Below are 14,964 nucleotides of genomic sequence, written 5' to 3' on the forward strand. Positions count from 1 at the left end.
CTCGGCATCTCCGTCACCTACCACGAGATCTCGTTCGCCGACCACGGCAGCGTCGCCTACCTCGCCCTCCCGGGCATGCTGCACTGGCTCGACCGCATGACGCGCCCCTGAGACGACGCGTGTGCTTCTACGCGAGGTGTGGGCGAAGACCGAGCGCTTCGCGATAGCCGGTCCGCAGGACTGCCGCTCCGCCCAAGAGCGAGGCACCTCCGTCGACGACGATCTCCGCACCGGTGATCATCCTCGCCGAGTCCGAGAGGAGGAAGGCGACGGCTCCCGCGACATCGCCGGGACCCACCTGCCCATTGAGCGGCGTCGCCTCGTCGAGCGCCCGCGCATCGTCGTCGTCGAGGCGGGATCGGGTGTGCGCTGTCGCTGTCCAGCCGGGAGTCACCAGGTTCACCCTGATGCCTCGATGTCCGTACTCGGCTGCCGCCTGGCGCGCCATCGCGGCGACGCCGGCCTTGGCCGCGGCGTATGCCGGGTACCCCGGGTGAGGGGCCGCGGCGTGCACGGACCCCACGATGCCGATGGCGCCGCCACGATCCGCCATCGACCGGATCCCGGCGCGCAGCGAGCGGAAGACGGTGTGGAGGTTCGAGTCGAGAGTCTCCTGCCAGTCCCCGTCGGAGAGTTCGGCGAGCGAGCCTCCACGAGTCGTTCCGACGGCGATCGCGAGGCGGGCCAACCGTCCCGTCTCAGCGACCATGCCGAACACCCTGTCGATCTCCGCGGTGGATGCGGCATCGATCGCGAATGCGGATGACCCCGGATGTGTGGACGCGACCTCCGCCAGGCGTTGCGCATCCCGATCGATCAGCGCGAGCCGATTGTCTCCCGCCAGCGCATTCGCGATCGCCTCTCCGATCTGCCCGCCTGCACCGACGACGACGGCGACGGGTCGGGGATCCTCACTCATGGTCCTACTCTGCACGAAACTCATCGACGCGAGACCAGTCGAGCTCGATGCCGAGTCCAGGACCGGAAGGAACGCGCAGCATCCCGTCGGAGAACTCGAACGGGGTGGTCGCAAGTTCGTCGCGCAGGGGGTTCGGCAGGCGGTTGTACTCGTAGATGCGGAAGTTGGGAACGGACGCCGACAGCTGAAGGGCGGCAGCGAGCCCGACGGCCGACCCGACTCCGTGCGGAGCGATGTCGACGTGGAAGGTCTCGCACAGCGCGGCGATCTTGCGCGATTCCGTGATGCCGCCGGCGCGGGCGAGATTGGGCATCACGACATCCACCGCACCTGCCTGGAGGTAGTCCCGGAAGTCCCAGCGGGTGAACAGCGTCTCGCCGTTCACCAGGGTCACCGGAAACGCGTCGCGAATCCTCCGGTACCCCGCGACGTCATCCACGGCGACGGGCTCTTCGATCCACGTCACGTCCAGATCGATGAGCCGCCTCACGACGTCGACCGCCCGGTCCGCCGTGTACGCGCAGTTGAGGTCGACGTAGAGGTCGACCTCTGGACCGATGGCCTGTCGCACCGCAGCGGCGTGGGCGATGTCCACGCGCGTCCCTCTGCCGAGCTTCAGCTTGAGAGCGTGGAAGCCGGCGTCCACGAACGAGCGCGCGTAGTCGGCCGACTCCCCGGGTTCGTCGAGCATCGGCACGGGGCTCGCATAGACCTCCACGCGATCGCGGTGCGGTCCGCCGAGAAGCCGGTGCACGGGGAGCCCGAGCACCTTGCCCTTGATGTCCCACAGCGCCACATCGATGCCGCTGATGGCCTCGAGGAAGTAGCCGCGCACCTGACCACCCCCGCTCATCGAGGAGAACACGCGCGACCACAGATAGTCGGTCGCGAGCGCGTCCTCCCCGATGAGCAGAGGTGCGATGATGTCGCGCACGATCTGCGCGGTCACCCTCGGAGCAGGCAGCCCATAGCATTCACCGACACCTACGACGCCGTCCTCGGTGGTCACCCGGATCAAGGTCGAATACTGACCCTTGCGCTCGAGCGTCCGGTGGCTCGCGGCCGGCTGGAGCAGCCAGCCGGGCACATCGCCGTCCCGATACAGCCGGGAGAAGGGGGCGATCAGGGGGATCGCTTCGATGGAGCGGATGCGGGAACCCGCCCCCGCAACGTCGAGTCGGTCCATTCCCGGGGAGGTGTCGATGATGCTCATGACTACTTGACCAGCGCCTGCATCTCGGCGGCCGCCGTGTCCAGGGCCTCCTGAGCGGACTTCTCCCCGATCAGCACCGCCTGAATCTGCTCGGCCAGCTTGGCCTCCATCTGGGCGTACTCCGGGAACACCCACAGCGGGTTCGGCGAGGCGGTGTCGGTGATCTGACTCTGCCAGGTCGACGCGTATCCGTCGTCGGCGAACACCGGGTCCTCGAGCGCGGTCTGGGTCGTCGGGACGGAGCCGACCTGCGTGAAGCGGTTGATCGCGGTGTCGACATCGCTGGAGAGGAAGTGCGCGAATTCCCCGGCAGTCTGCGTCGGGCCCTCCGTGAAGACCACGAGCAGGCCGCCCCAGGCGAGCGAGCGCGGCTCGTCGCCGGCCTTCACGACGGGTCGGGCGATGGGAAGCGTGTCGTCGAGCAGGGTGGGGCTCGCCGCCTGGGCCTTCAGCGTGCCGCGCACCTGGTTGGCGTCGTCGAAGAATGCGGCCTTGCCCTGACTGTAGAGCGTGCGCGCCTCGGGACGGCCGACGTTGAGGCTCACGAGGCCCTCATCGACCAGCGACGCGATCCACTCGAGGGCCTTGACGGCGCCCTTGTCGTTGACCACGATCTCGTCACCGTCGACGACCTTCGAGCCGAAGGTCTGCAGCCACGGAATGAAGTCCTTGATCGTCTCCGGCTTCGTCGCAAGTGCGTAGGGGACGACGTCGCCGCCGAGCGCCTTGACCTTTCGCAGCGCGTCTTCGAACTCTGTCACCGTCTCGGGCGTCTCCGTGACGCCCGCCTGCTTCAGCAGCGCGGTGTTGGAGATCAGGCCGATGGAGCCGGTGTACCAGGGCAGGCCGTACTGGACACCGTCCACCTGGCCGTTCTTGAGCGCAGCGTCGGTGTAGTCGGTCTCGGCCGCGTACTGGCTGAGGTCGGCGAGCACGCCGAGTCGCTGGAGGGACTGGATGTCGGCGATGTCGAGCTGAGCGGCCCCGGTGGTCGAACCGTCGCGCGAGCGGAGCAGGATCTGATTCCGATACTCGGCGAAGGGGAAGGAGACGAGCTCGGCGTCGATGTCCTTACCATCGGTGAAGCCCGCGACCTCCTGCTCGATGAGCGCCTTCTGCGCATCCTCGCCGTAGTTCCAGCTCGTGAAGGTGAAGTCCTGGTACTCGACGGGACCGTCGGACGGTGCGGATGTCGGCGCGGACCCGCCTCCGGAGGCGCAGGCGCTGAGGGCGAAGGCGCTGACGAGGGCGAGACCGACGACGGCCATCACGCGGGGGCGACGGCGCGTTCGACGCTGAACTTCGGACATGGTGTTCCTTTCGGGGGTGTTTCGTGGTGCGGAATCGGGATGTGCGGGTTCAGCCCTTGATCGCGCCGGAGCTGAGCCCGGCCACGAAGAAGCGCTGGAGCGCGAGGAAGATGATGATCACCGGCACGGAGGCGATGAGGGATGCCGCCATGAGCTCGGGCCAGCGGTTGCTGAACTCGCTCAGGTAGGTGTTGACCAGCCCCGGGGGCAGCGTGCGGGTGGCATCGCCGGAGAGCGTGAGGGCGAAGACGAAGTCGTTCCAGCCTCGGATGAAGGCGAACAGCCCGGCGGCGATCATGCCCGGCGCGATGAGCGGCAGCAGGATGCGGTGGATGATGACGCCTTGACCCGCGCCGTCCATCTTCGCGGCTTCGATGATGTCATCGGGGATGTTGTCGAAGATGCCCTTCATCATCCAGACGCACAGCGGCAGGGTGAACGTCGTGAACGAGATGATGAGCGCGGGATACGTGTTGAGAAGTCCCCAGGCGCTGAACATGCCGTAGATCGTGATCAGGAGCAGGATCTGCGGAAACAGTTGCGACACCAGGAGGAGGAACATGAACGAGCGGCGTCCGCGGTAGCGGAACTTCGAGAACGAGTAGGCGCAGTACATCCCGATGAAGACGCTGCCGAGCGCTGTGACGGAGGCGACGAGAAGGCTGTTGCCGAGGTAATGGAGCAGTTTGCCGTCGGCGAAGATCGTCGCGAACGCGTCGAAAGTCACCGAGGTGGGGAGGAACCTCGGCGGGAACTCGAACACCTCGGCCCCCGTGCGCAGGCTCGTGAGAATCATCCAGTAGATCGGCAGCAGCGCGAACAGCGCGACGAGCGTCAGGGAGACTCGGCGCAGCCAGGCGATCGCCGTGCTCTCCCCCACCGCGCGGGCGCGTCGGCGCTCCTGACGACGGTCCGTGCGCGTCGGGCGGGATGCGGCATCCGTCGCGATGCGCTCGCTCGTCGTCGCGATCGGTCGTGGAGCGGTTGTCATCGTCACTTCTCGTTCTCCATTCCGCGCAGGTACAGCAGCACCACCGGCAGGAGCACGAGCATCCAGAGGATGCCGAGCGCGCCCGCCATTCCGAGGTCGAACCCCTTGAACGCCGTCTCGTAGACCGCGAGGGAGAACGTCGTCGTCGCGCCCGCGGGCCCGCCGCCGGTCAGGACGTACAGGAGGTCGAACTGCTGGAAGTTCCAGATGAACTCGAGCAGGACCACGATCGTGGCTACGGGCATGAGCCCTGGCACGGTGATGTACCGGAATCGCTGCCACGCGTGGGCGCCGTCCATGCGCGCGGCCTCGTAGGTCTCACCGGGGAACGACTGCAGGGCGGCGAGCAGCATCACCATCATCCAGGGAAAGGATGCCCAGGTGCGTGCCACGACCACCGCCGTCATCGCGCCGGCCCCGGAATCGAGCCAGCCGATGTTCTCGCCGATCACACCGAGGGAGCGCAGGATGCCGTTGAGGACGCCGTAATTCGCGTCGAAGATCCAGAGCCAGAGGAAGGACACGACGACACCGGGGAGCACCCAGGGGAAGAGCAGGACCGATCGCAGCACGGCGCGTCCGCGCATGCGCTGATTCAGACCGAGTGCGGCGACGAGTCCGATCGCGAAGGGCGCCACGGTCGCGGGGAGCGCGAACGCCAGGGTCTTGCCCAGCAGCTCCCAGAACTCGCCGGTGAACGCGGCACCGATGTTCTCCAGTCCGACGAACGTCTTGTCCGGGTACAGCAGGTTGCTGTCGAAGAACGCGTCGGCGAGCGCTCCGATGAGTGGGTAGATGAGCACCGCGACGAGCAGTGCCGCCGCCGGCGCGATGAGAAGCAGCGGGAACAGGCTGCGAGGCCGTCGGCGTGTGGGGGCGAGGGCATCGATGGCGCTCACAGGTCCTCCTCGATGAAGATCACGAAGGTTACAATATACGAAATTCGATCTATTGCAACCCATGGACCGCGCCGGTATATTTTTAGTCGATATACGATCAGCGACGATAGACGTCGCACGATGATGGAGGTCCCGATGAAGAGACGACTCCTCTCCGGAGTGAGTGCGATGGCGCTCGCCGTCCTGCTGGCCGGAGGACTGTCACCTGTATCTCCGGCGGGGGCGGCGGCACCCCCTCCCCTCCCGGAGGTGATCGTCGACAACCCCGACAAGGGCGACGTCGGCACGTGGACCCTGTCGAAGTTCAAGCCGAACTACTACGGCGCGACGGGGTACCTGACCACTCCGAAAGCTTCGACGGTGACGGCGAGCGTCAGGTTCACGCCCGATGTGCCCGTCGCGGGTACGTATGGCGTGTACTACTGGCTTCCTGACGGCGGGACCGACCGAGCGTGGGACATCCCGTTCCGTGTCCACGATGCGCTGGGCGACGTGGGCTACTCCGTCTCCGCGCAGCCGGCCAGGGGCGGCGAGTGGATCCTCCTCGGCAACCACACTTTCGAGGTCGGCACCACCGGTTATGTCGAGGTCACGAACAAGGCCGGCGCAGTGGTGGTCGCCGATGCCATCAAGCTGGGCGCACCCAGCGAGCACGTCGATTACCGCGTGCGCCCCGACATCGAGAAGCAGACCATCCTGGGCATCGGCGTCGAGATCCAGAGCGACAGCATCGGATCGGGCAACAATGGACTTCCCGACGACAGTCCGGCGTACGTCCCCGGAGATCTGACCCCCTCGGAGCGGCAGCGATTCTACGACGAGATGCTCACGGGCTTCCGATATGTGCGGCTCGCGATGGGGCTCTATCTCCGCGGGCTGACGCCCGACAGGAAGAACATCGTCGAGCGCTACTCGGGTCAGATGGAACAGCTCGCCGAGATGATCGAGGAATCCGGCATCGAGGGCGCGAACGTCGAGTACTGGTCGCCCGCCCCGTACTGGAAGGACAACGACAGTTTCGTCCGGGGAAGCTTGGACCTCGTTCACATCGAAGATCAGGCCGAGCGGGATGCCTGGGTCGACGAGTACTCCGACGCGATGGTGCAGGACATCGAGTACCTCGAGTCGCACGGCATCCCCGTCAAACAGTGGAGCCTCCAGAACGAGCCGACGGCGCTCACGGGGTATTCGTCGGTCTACCTCGATCATCAGGAGTACTACGAGGTCTTCCGTCAGGTGGCCAAGAAGATCAAGGAACGCGACCCTTCGGTGTACATCCACGGCGACAGCCACCACGGGCAGACCGGCCAGGGATCCGCGCTGATCAAGAGCGACCCGGAAGCGCTGAAGTACCTGGATGCCTGGTCGCACCACCGCAACTGGGGATCCAGTGACGAGCTCATCGACAACCGCGTCGCGATCAACTCGGGACTCGAAGGCAAGGACGTCTTCAACTCCGAGTGGGAGTTCCTGGACGACAAGACGAGCGAGACGCGGATGATCGAGACGGCTCAGTCGATCATGAACTGGATGACGTTCATGGACGCCCCGACCTGGTACTGGCTGCATGCACTCAAGCCGACATACAACAAGGAGTCCGAAGGGTACGGCCTCGGATTGTGGCGGCCCAGCGATGACCCGATCGAACCCGGCGATCCCTACGCCGACATCGCTCCGCAGCACTGGGCGCCGATCAAGACGAACTGGCACGGCGTCGCGCCGTTCGTACAGCACCTGCCCTGGGACTCCACCCGCCTGCAGGTCGATGAGAAGATCGTGCGCAAGGGTCAGCGCATCATGGCATGGGAATCGCCCGACGGCGACCTCGGTATCGCGTTGACGAATCGGTCCGATTCGCCATTCCGCTTCAACATCGACCTGGGCGACGCCCAGACCCTCTACGGCCACCGCTATGACAAGACCGTCGAGGATCAGGAGCTCGCCGCGAAGTCCGGGCAGGTGATCCAGGTCATCGTCCCGCCGAAGTCGATCGAGATCTGGACTGAGGACGACGGAGCATCCGCCCCGGTCCTCCAATCGGCACAGCTCAGCGCCTCCGATCTCGACCTGGTCGTCGGAGACTCGGCGACCACCACGCTCGCCGGCACCCTCTCCGACGGCGTGGCAGCCGACCTCGCGGGTGCTGCGATCGAGTACTCCTCCAGCGATCCCTCCGTCGCTTCCGTCGACGAGGCAGGACGCATCACAGCACTCTCGGGCGGCACGACCGAGGTGAGCGCCACAGTGACGTCAGGAGAGTCGGTCGTGTCGACGAATGCCCTCGCCGTCAGGGTCTCTACGGCGCCGCTCGCGACGGCCCGCCCCGGGTCGCCGGCCCTCTCCAGCAACATCGGGCACGCACACGGGCTCGCTCTCGGCGATTTCACGCTGTCGATGAACATGTGGTGGGGTCAGAACGCGACGTCGGTGCGGCTGTACGAGGGCGACACACTGATCGGCGAGAAGACCCTGAGGGATGCCACGCCCGCCGCGCAGTCGGCGTCGTTTCCCATCACGGGGAAGCCGAACGGAACATACGTGTACCGCGCCGAGCTCGTGAACCCGCACGGAGTGACCTCGAGCACGCCGCTCACGGTCACTGTCAAAGACGCCGCGCCGGGGAGACCCGCCCTCTCCCACGACAACTGGGACGGCGACGGATCCTTCGCCGTCACGGCGGATCTGTGGTGGGGGACGAATGCGACGTCGTACCGCGTGTTCGAGGACGGCGTCCTGCTCGACGAGGGCTCGCTGACGGCGGCGACGCCTCTCTCGCAGCGCGTCACGACGAGAGTCGCAGCGCGCACCCCCGGCACCCACTCCTATCGGGTGGAGCTGGTCAACGCGGCCGGCGTGACGAGCAGCGGCGACCTGATGGTCCAGGTCCGCCCATGAGCGATGCTGGGCGAGGCGGCGGGCCACACGGGCGAGTCGAGCAGATCGACATCGTGTCGCGCGTCGGTAGTATACGAAATGCGAAGCGGTACAGCCGCCTCGCCCAGCATCCGGGAGGACCACTCATGTCTTTCGCAAGCCACCCCTTGGTCGTGGACACCAAGGCGAACCTCGTGCGTCAGCGTCTGGCAGAAGCGATCATCAACGGCGAGCTCCGCCCCGGCGATCGACTGGTGCTCGACGAGATCGCCCGAGATCTCGGCATCAGTAAGATCCCGCTCCGCGAGGCCCTGTCCGGACTGGAGGCCGCAGGACTCGTGGTCACCAGCCCGCACGCCGGCCCGCGGGTCGCGCCACTGCCGTTTCACGAGATCCGCGGGATCTACCTGCTCCGCGAGCAGGTGGAGACCCTCGGGATGCAGCTCGCGGTCACCCACATCGACGACGCCGTCGTCGAGGATCTGCGCCAGATCAACGAAGAGATGCGAACAGGGCTCCGCGAATCCGACGTCGTCGCGATGAGCGACCTCAACGCCCGGTTCCACCTGGCGATCGCCCGCGCCAGCAGCTATGACACCATCGTCGAGTCCGTCGCCGAGCTGCTGATCAAGGTGCGACGCTACCGTGCCGTGATCAACGGTCTCGCCGCCAACTGGACTCGCGCCGTCGCGGAGCACGATGACATCATCGACGCGCTCGCCTCCGGCGACGCCGCGCGGGCGATCGACACGATGCGCTCGCATGTCCACAACCAAGGTCAGCTCGAAGCCGCCGAGGAGCTCATCCGCGCCGAGAGCGACGATGCCTGATGTGCTGACCGTCGGCGAGGCGATGCTCACGCTGAGCCCGCTCGGCGCGCCGCTCGCCAATGCGGACCGCTTCGCGGCGGGCGTGGCCGGGGCGGAGTCGAACGTCGCAGCGCACCTCGCCGCGCTCGGCCACTCGCCGATATTCGCCTCTCGCGTCGGCGCCGATCCCATCGGCCAGAGGATCATCTCTGACCTCGCATCCCGGGGAGTCGACACCTCCTACATCGTGGTGGATCCGACTCGTCCCACAGGAGTGATGTTCAAGGATCCATCGCCGGAAGGGTCGACCGTGCACTATTTCCGGCGCGGATCTGCCGCGTCGGCGATGGATGCCGGTTTCCTCCCGGCTCCGGCTCTCTCCGAGGTCACCGTGGTGCATCTGTCAGGGGTGACGCCGGCGCTGTCACCCACATGCGTCCGCCTGGTGGATCATCTGTTCGCGGATGCACAGGACCGCGGCATCCGGGTCTCGTTCGACGTGAACTATCGACCAGCGCTGTGGTCGGTCAGTGCGGCGGCGGCCGCGCTGCTCCCGCTCGCCCGCCGCGCGGACATCTGCTTCGTGGGGCGTGATGAAGCTGAGGCGGTCTGGGGCACCGAGCGAGCGGATGACATCCGGGCTCTGATATCGGAACCCGATCTGCTGATCGTCAAGGACGGAGCTGTGGGCGCCACCGCCTTCCAGAAGTCGCGCGCGCCGGTGTTCGTCGCTGCTCCGGCCGTAGAAGTGGCCGAGCCCGTCGGCGCTGGAGACGCGTTCGCGGCCGGTTTCCTCTCGGGCGTCCTCCGCGGACGATCGACCGCGGAGTCGCTGCAGTCCGGACACGATCGGGCGGCACTTGCTCTCACCACCCTCGCCGATCTGCCGGAGAGGGAGCGTGCCGCATGACCGGATTCGATCGGATGCTGGGCGGAGTTCCCGTCATGGCGATCCTCCGCGGCTATGGCGCTGAGCGCACGGTCGCCCTCGCGCGCAGAGCGTGGGAACTGGGGGTCACGTGCGTGGAGGTGCCGTTGCAGACGGAGAGGGATGCCGAAGCGCTCGCGGCGCTCGTCGATGCAGCGCGTCCTCACGGCCACCCCGTCGGGGCCGGCACCATCCTCGATGTCGAAGGTGCTCAGCGCGCTCAGGAGCTGGGCGCGGTCTTCACCGTGAGCCCCGGCCTCGACGCCGATGTCGCCCGCGCGTCGCTCGGCCTCGGGATGCCCCACCTTCCCGGCGTCGCCACCGCCACCGAGGTGCATCAGGCGCGCAAACTCGGCCTGGAGTGGCTCAAGGCCTTTCCCGCATCCGACATCGGTGCGGAATGGATCACCGCAATGCTCGCACCGTTCCCCGAGGCGAGATTCGTGGCGACAGGCGGAGTCTCCGCACGCAACGCCAAGATCTTCCTCGAGGCCGGCGCGAGGGCGGTCGCCGTCGGGTCCGCTCTCGACGACCCTGCTCAGCTTCCGATGCTGCAGCGCATTCTCGCTGCACGCAGCGAGAGCTGAGGTCGAGGCTTCCGCACTCGCGCCGCGGGCTCCGCACGCCCGGTCTGCGGGACGAGAACTGTTCGAAACGGCCAGTCGGCTCCGTCGCACCTTCAGCCAGTCTTTCCTGGAGAGACCACGGCCGAAGGGACCAGAGACGTCGATGAAAGCACAGCACCTCGAGCCCGCACAGCCGACGCTCTCCGGTGTCGGAGAACTCGACCGGCAAGCGGTGACAGCAGTGATGGCGCAACTCGTCGACGCATTCGCGCACCGGGACTCGGCGCTCCTCGACGGGATCTTCGCCGAGGACGTCGACTGGTTCACCGGACTCGGCTCAGCGGTCCGGGGTCGCGCTGCGGTCATCCAGCACTTTCACCAGCACTTCCTCCGACCCGACTTTCCCCGCACTGCCGTGACATCGGGGGCTGACTGGCTGGTTCATCGCCTCGACGAAGACAGAGTGGTCGTCCTTGCGCCCCTGCAGGTGGTCGGCTCCGTCCGCCCCACCTCCACCGATCGCGACACCCGCTCGGTCCACGTGCTCTCGCGGCTCGCCAGTGGGGCGTGGTGCATCACCCTGCAGCTCTTCCACAGCCCCCTGCGGATCTCGGATTCGGTCCACACGGGCGGCGCTGCCGTTCAACGACTGAGCCCCGACGCCCTGAGCGCGAACCGCCCAGAGCTCCTGAGCGGTCCGCGCATCGACCTGAGCGACTCGAGGTCAGTCGATGAATCCGACGGGTGAGGGCTCGGAATCCAGGGAACGGAGGAGAGCGGCAGCTTCGATTCCCCACCCGGCATACAGCTCGTACATCCTTGCGCCTGCGGCGCGAGCCTCTCGGGCTCGGGCCTTCAGGTCGCTCAGGTCCGCCACTCCGGCGACCAGGCCGATGAAGTCCACGCGCCGAAGCTCTGTGGTGGAGCTGGCCTTGTAGAAGAAGGCGGCATCGATCGATTCTCCGGAGGCGTACGCCTCTTTGTAGGCCGCAGCCAGTTCCAGCGAACCGTAGTCGTAGCGATTGAGTCGAACCTCGACGGATGGACCGACCGCGGCGATCACTTCGGTCGCGAGCTCGACCGACATCCCCCCGCACAGCTCGATCCGTTCCGCACCATCGGCCACCGCGGCCCTCGCGGCGGCTGCGAGGTCCCGCGGGATGACACCTTCGATCTTGGTGGAATCGTCTTGGACGAAGATGGCCGGATCGCCATCGAACTGTTCGATCAGTACGTGTGTTTTCATGTCTCAACGGTAAAAGCTCAAGCACACTTGAAGTCAAATCGCGGGCGCTCGACGCCGGCATCACGGAGGCGGAGTGTCCGATCAGCATGATTCTGGGGAACTGCTCACCATCGGCGAGGTCAGTCAGCGAACGGGTGTCGCGACCTCGGCGCTCCGGTTCTACGAAGAACTGGGCCTGATCGGATCGACACGCACCGCGGGGAATCAGCGCCTCTTCGCTCGCCACATGCTGCGTCGCGTCGCTCTGATCTCCGTCGCCAAGCGGCTCGGCATCCCGCTGTCCGACGTGCACAGCGTGTTCGCTGCGGTTCCGATGGATCGACCACCCAGTCAGAAGGAATGGCAGACGGCGTCCCGCGGGTGGAAGCGGCAGCTCGAGGAGCGCCGGCGAGAGATCGAGCAACTCGAGCGCGAACTCACGGGCTGCATCGGCTGTGGATGCCTGTCGATGAAGGCGTGCGCGCTGCTGAACCCTGATGACGAGCTCGCTTCCACGGGAGCGGGCGCCCGGAGACTGGGAACCTTCAAGGACTGAGTTCGCGGCTGGGGTGCGCGGTCTCGCCGCGGGCAGCCCGAGGGGAGAGCGCCGCCGCCCTCGCCCGCAGGCCGATGGCGACGAGCGCACCCCTGATCCGCAGCCCGGCGCCCTTCGCCCGACGGAGTGTGTGACTCCTGATCCACGATGATGCGTGGATCTGCGCGGATGGGGCGGCGGGCGCGGCGATCAGCGCGCCCAGGTGAAGAAGGCGAACAGCAGGAACGCGGGCACGACGAAGTTGACGAACAGGATGGCGGTGTTGTTGATCGCGAAGTTGCGGTCTTGGATCATGGAGCGGATGTGCCCGAAGCCGCACCCGACCCGGAAGATCGAGCTCACGAGGATGATCGCGAGCCAGTAGTCCGGCGAGAACTGCGCGGCGAGGAGGCCGACGATTCCCATGGCGAGATCAGCGAAGCCGACTTCGAGCTCGTAGGGGCTCTTGTCGAAGCCGATGCTCTGGGAGATCTTCCGACCGAAGAGGATGTGCGAGATCCCGGCCCCGACGCCGGACCAGCCGATCATGTAGATGACGGCGTTCTGGACGAGGGTGGGTCCCCAGTCATCCCCGGCGCCTTGTGCGAACTGCAGGATCGTGAAGATGACGAACAGGATCACTCCGATGAACGGCAGCAGGCCGCTGATCACGGACTTTCGCGCAGGTGTCTGCGGCTTGGCCGTCTCGCTCGTGGACACGTCATAGGTGTTGTTGCTCATGGGGGCCATGTCTCTTTCTCTGAAATCGTCCCACGATCGTGGGAGCGCTTTCAGAGTGGCCGAGCAGTCAGCGTGGTCGACTGGACGAAATGGATAGTTCCGGTGCGGTTCATGGCGCGGGTGGCCGCTCCGCGCGGGCGGCCTCCACCAGTTCGTGCCGAGAGGTCGTGTTCGTCTTGGCATAGACGCGGGTGAGATGGAAGGCCACGGTCGAGCGGGTGATGAAGAGCTCGCGCCCGATCTGCGCGTAACTCAGTCCCTCGAGGAGAAGTGTGGCGATCTCGCGTTCGCGATCCGACAGAGGGGCGAGCAGGGATGCTGCGACTGGATCTGCAGCGCGCCCCTCCGGTGCGTCAGGGAACAGCAGCGGCAAGAGCCGTTCGCCGCCGAATGCCGTGAATGAACGCTCGGCTCGGCTCCGCGCTTCATCGCCGCGGCGATCGGATGTGCGCCGGGCGAGATCGAGGTGGATGAGCGCTTCGAGCAGCGGGAAGTCGGGGATGCCGTTCTGCGAGATCGGCGAGACGATGTCCGCGAACCGTTCGTCGTCGTGGATGCGCGCGTCGAGCCAGCGCGCGACCTGCGCGCCCCAAGGGATGACCTCGGCCTCACGCAGGCCGCGCACCTCGTCCGCGACGACATCCGATCGGCCCGCCCACGATGCCGCGACCGCCCGCGCGACCTTCCACAACAGCTGGACATGGCGCCCGGCGTAGGCATCCATCGGTCCGAAATCGGCCGTCCTCGACGCGAACCAGCGTGCGCGCTCATCCGGCGTTCCGATCAGAAGAAGCGCGAGGACCTCGACGATGTCGCCCAGCCCCACCGCGGCAGACTGCGGTTCGGCGAGACGGATCGCCCGAGCGGCGGCAAGCTCTTCCCTTGCCGTGTCGCCGTCGCCGGCCATCAGCGAGGCTATCGGCAGCAGGGTGGCGGTCAGCGGGGCCGGGCGCAGCCGCGGCCCGACCCGTGCGAGGTCGAGGGCGATGGCGGCACGCCCCCACTGTCCATCGAGAAAGTACGCGAAACCTTGAAAGGCGGAGAACGCTCCGTCGCCGAAGTCGAAGATGCCGTCGCCGAGGCGCGCGGTGACGATCTCGAGATCGGCGATCTGACGCGCGGGAAGACCGTAGAACGACAGCGAGGTGCCGCGCCACGCGAGCGTGGACAAACCCTCGGGGCTCGCCGCGAGCGTGGAACGCTCGCCGCCGGTCAGCGCGCGAATCGTCTCGGGTCCGGAGGGGGCGGTGGTCACGAACTCCGCCTGTCCGCGTGTGATCGACAGATAGCCCTGGATCGCGCGGTCGGGGTCGGGAGACGTCTCCGCGATGCGGATGTCCTCCTTGGCCTGCGCCGCGGAACGGCCGCAGGAGATGGTCGCCCATGCTCGAATGACACGTGCGCGGTACGCAGCCCGGTCATCCAGATCGGAGAGTTCGGCGTCGGTCAACGTTGCCAGCACGTCGGCGGCCGCGCTGTAGTCGCGCTCGGCCGCCAACTGCGCTCCACGGATGAACCGCGCTCGCGGCTCCGCACCGGTGCCATCGCCGAGGGTGCTGACGTCGTCCATGTCCAGCGCGAGGATCGCGTCGAAGTCTGCGTCAAGCTCACGGTGGGCGCGTGCGTCGGGCGCGGCACTGAGGTAAGCGGCCTGCCGTCGTGTGTGCGCGGCCTGACGGTAGTGGCGCGCGTCGTGCAGTTCGTCGGCGAAGGCGTCGAGGTCCGAAGCGAGGCCGTCGTTCATTCCGCTGGCCGCCGCAACACGATGATCGAGGCGCTCGCGAGCCGAGGGCATCCGCGCGGCAGCTCGACCATGCAGGCGCTGCCGCTGTGAGAGTGGGATGGTCTCGTAGATGGCGGCACGGACCACACCGTGGAAGATCCGGGCCCTCGGCACGGGATGCTCCTCGCGCACGACGAGCCGCTCTGCGCGAAGGGCGGCGAGAGCTTCGTC

The 14,964-nt window shown here is 66.9% G+C and carries 14 protein-coding genes; 6 read left to right on the forward strand and 8 right to left on the reverse strand.

Annotated elements, in window-relative coordinates; translation table 11 throughout:
- Positions 1-127 precede the first annotated feature (127 nt).
- Genes B0B14_RS15785 through B0B14_RS15805 form a run of 5 tightly spaced genes read right to left on the reverse strand, consistent with a single transcriptional unit; the run spans position 128 to position 5,332 of the window.
- Entirely contained in the window at positions 128-919 is a 792-nt protein-coding gene (locus B0B14_RS15785) for an SDR family NAD(P)-dependent oxidoreductase (protein ID WP_076683713.1), read from the reverse strand.
- A 4-nt stretch (positions 920-923) separates the two neighbouring features.
- Positions 924-2,132 (reverse strand): mandelate racemase/muconate lactonizing enzyme family protein, encoded by a 1,209-nt coding sequence (locus B0B14_RS15790; RefSeq protein WP_076683715.1) that lies wholly within the window; start codon positions 2,130-2,132, stop codon positions 924-926.
- Between the two features lie 2 nt (positions 2,133-2,134).
- Positions 2,135-3,442: a sugar ABC transporter substrate-binding protein gene (locus B0B14_RS15795; RefSeq protein ID WP_076683717.1), complete on the reverse strand. Its 1,308-nt coding sequence runs from the start codon at positions 3,440-3,442 to the stop codon at positions 2,135-2,137.
- A 49-nt stretch (positions 3,443-3,491) separates the two neighbouring features.
- Positions 3,492-4,433 (reverse strand): carbohydrate ABC transporter permease, encoded by a 942-nt coding sequence (locus tag B0B14_RS15800; protein WP_076683719.1) that lies wholly within the window; start codon positions 4,431-4,433, stop codon positions 3,492-3,494.
- Between the two features lie 2 nt (positions 4,434-4,435).
- Positions 4,436-5,332, reverse strand: coding sequence for a carbohydrate ABC transporter permease (locus B0B14_RS15805; RefSeq protein ID WP_256714424.1), 897 nt, complete (start codon positions 5,330-5,332; stop codon positions 4,436-4,438).
- A gap of 135 nt (positions 5,333-5,467) precedes the next feature.
- Here B0B14_RS15805 and B0B14_RS15810 point away from each other — a divergent pair, with 135 nt between their 5' ends.
- The 5 genes from B0B14_RS15810 (at position 5,468) to B0B14_RS15830 (ending at position 11,257) form a co-directional block, all read left to right on the forward strand.
- Positions 5,468-8,227, forward strand: coding sequence for a golvesin C-terminal-like domain-containing protein (locus B0B14_RS15810; protein ID WP_076683721.1), 2,760 nt, complete (start codon positions 5,468-5,470; stop codon positions 8,225-8,227).
- Between the two features lie 125 nt (positions 8,228-8,352).
- Positions 8,353-9,036: a GntR family transcriptional regulator gene (locus B0B14_RS15815; RefSeq protein ID WP_179085353.1), complete on the forward strand. Its 684-nt coding sequence runs from the start codon at positions 8,353-8,355 to the stop codon at positions 9,034-9,036.
- The gene (locus tag B0B14_RS15820; protein WP_076683726.1) at positions 9,029-9,925 is read left to right on the forward strand and encodes a sugar kinase; all 897 of its coding nucleotides are present in this window, start codon (positions 9,029-9,031) and stop codon (positions 9,923-9,925) included. The genes B0B14_RS15815 and B0B14_RS15820 overlap by 8 nt, the downstream gene beginning before the upstream one ends.
- Positions 9,922-10,530: a bifunctional 4-hydroxy-2-oxoglutarate aldolase/2-dehydro-3-deoxy-phosphogluconate aldolase gene (locus B0B14_RS15825; protein WP_076683728.1), complete on the forward strand. Its 609-nt coding sequence runs from the start codon at positions 9,922-9,924 to the stop codon at positions 10,528-10,530. Before B0B14_RS15820 ends, B0B14_RS15825 begins: the two co-directional genes overlap by 4 nt.
- Positions 10,531-10,672: 142 nt before the next feature.
- A complete protein-coding gene (locus B0B14_RS15830; protein ID WP_083710673.1) occupies positions 10,673-11,257 on the forward strand; it encodes a YybH family protein in 585 nt (194 codons plus the stop codon).
- On the opposite strand, the gene B0B14_RS15835 is transcribed toward B0B14_RS15830, so the two are convergent.
- A complete protein-coding gene (locus B0B14_RS15835; protein WP_076683732.1) occupies positions 11,234-11,755 on the reverse strand; it encodes a DUF6506 family protein in 522 nt (173 codons plus the stop codon). The two genes, B0B14_RS15830 and B0B14_RS15835, sit on opposite strands and share 24 nt — an antisense overlap.
- 73 nt (positions 11,756-11,828) lie before the next feature.
- Between B0B14_RS15835 and soxR the strand changes: the two genes are divergently transcribed.
- Entirely contained in the window at positions 11,829-12,290 is a 462-nt protein-coding gene (gene soxR / locus B0B14_RS15840; protein ID WP_076683734.1) for a redox-sensitive transcriptional activator SoxR, read from the forward strand.
- 189 nt (positions 12,291-12,479) lie between these two features.
- Here soxR and B0B14_RS15845 read toward each other — a convergent pair whose 3' ends face one another.
- Positions 12,480-13,019: a DUF6790 family protein gene (locus B0B14_RS15845; protein WP_179085354.1), complete on the reverse strand. Its 540-nt coding sequence runs from the start codon at positions 13,017-13,019 to the stop codon at positions 12,480-12,482.
- 100 nt (positions 13,020-13,119) lie between these two features.
- On the reverse strand, positions 13,120-14,925 hold the full coding sequence (locus B0B14_RS15850; RefSeq protein ID WP_256714426.1) for a LuxR family transcriptional regulator: 1,806 nt from the start codon (positions 14,923-14,925) through the stop codon (positions 13,120-13,122).
- Positions 14,926-14,964 lie beyond the last annotated feature (39 nt).

This window comes from Microbacterium sp. RU33B, assembly GCF_900155915.1.
Taxonomy (GTDB): Bacteria; Actinomycetota; Actinomycetes; order Actinomycetales; family Microbacteriaceae; genus Microbacterium.

What these genes read in the sequence shown, in the direction of transcription:
- B0B14_RS15785 (WP_076683713.1), bottom strand. Translation starts at nt 919, where the DNA reads ATGAGTGAGGATCCCCGACCCGTCGCCGTCGTCGTCGGTGCAGGCGGG.
- B0B14_RS15790 (WP_076683715.1), bottom strand. Translation starts at nt 2,132, where the DNA reads ATGAGCATCATCGACACCTCCCCGGGAATGGACCGACTCGACGTTGCG.
- B0B14_RS15795 (WP_076683717.1), bottom strand. Translation starts at nt 3,442, where the DNA reads ATGTCCGAAGTTCAGCGTCGAACGCGCCGTCGCCCCCGCGTGATGGCC.
- B0B14_RS15800 (WP_076683719.1), bottom strand. Translation starts at nt 4,433, where the DNA reads ATGACAACCGCTCCACGACCGATCGCGACGACGAGCGAGCGCATCGCG.
- B0B14_RS15810 (WP_076683721.1), top strand. Translation starts at nt 5,468, where the DNA reads ATGAAGAGACGACTCCTCTCCGGAGTGAGTGCGATGGCGCTCGCCGTC.
- B0B14_RS15815 (WP_179085353.1), top strand. Translation starts at nt 8,353, where the DNA reads ATGTCTTTCGCAAGCCACCCCTTGGTCGTGGACACCAAGGCGAACCTC.
- B0B14_RS15820 (WP_076683726.1), top strand. Translation starts at nt 9,029, where the DNA reads ATGCCTGATGTGCTGACCGTCGGCGAGGCGATGCTCACGCTGAGCCCG.
- B0B14_RS15825 (WP_076683728.1), top strand. Translation starts at nt 9,922, where the DNA reads ATGACCGGATTCGATCGGATGCTGGGCGGAGTTCCCGTCATGGCGATC.
- B0B14_RS15830 (WP_083710673.1), top strand. Translation starts at nt 10,673, where the DNA reads ATGAAAGCACAGCACCTCGAGCCCGCACAGCCGACGCTCTCCGGTGTC.
- B0B14_RS15835 (WP_076683732.1), bottom strand. Translation starts at nt 11,755, where the DNA reads ATGAAAACACACGTACTGATCGAACAGTTCGATGGCGATCCGGCCATC.
- B0B14_RS15845 (WP_179085354.1), bottom strand. Translation starts at nt 13,019, where the DNA reads ATGGCCCCCATGAGCAACAACACCTATGACGTGTCCACGAGCGAGACG.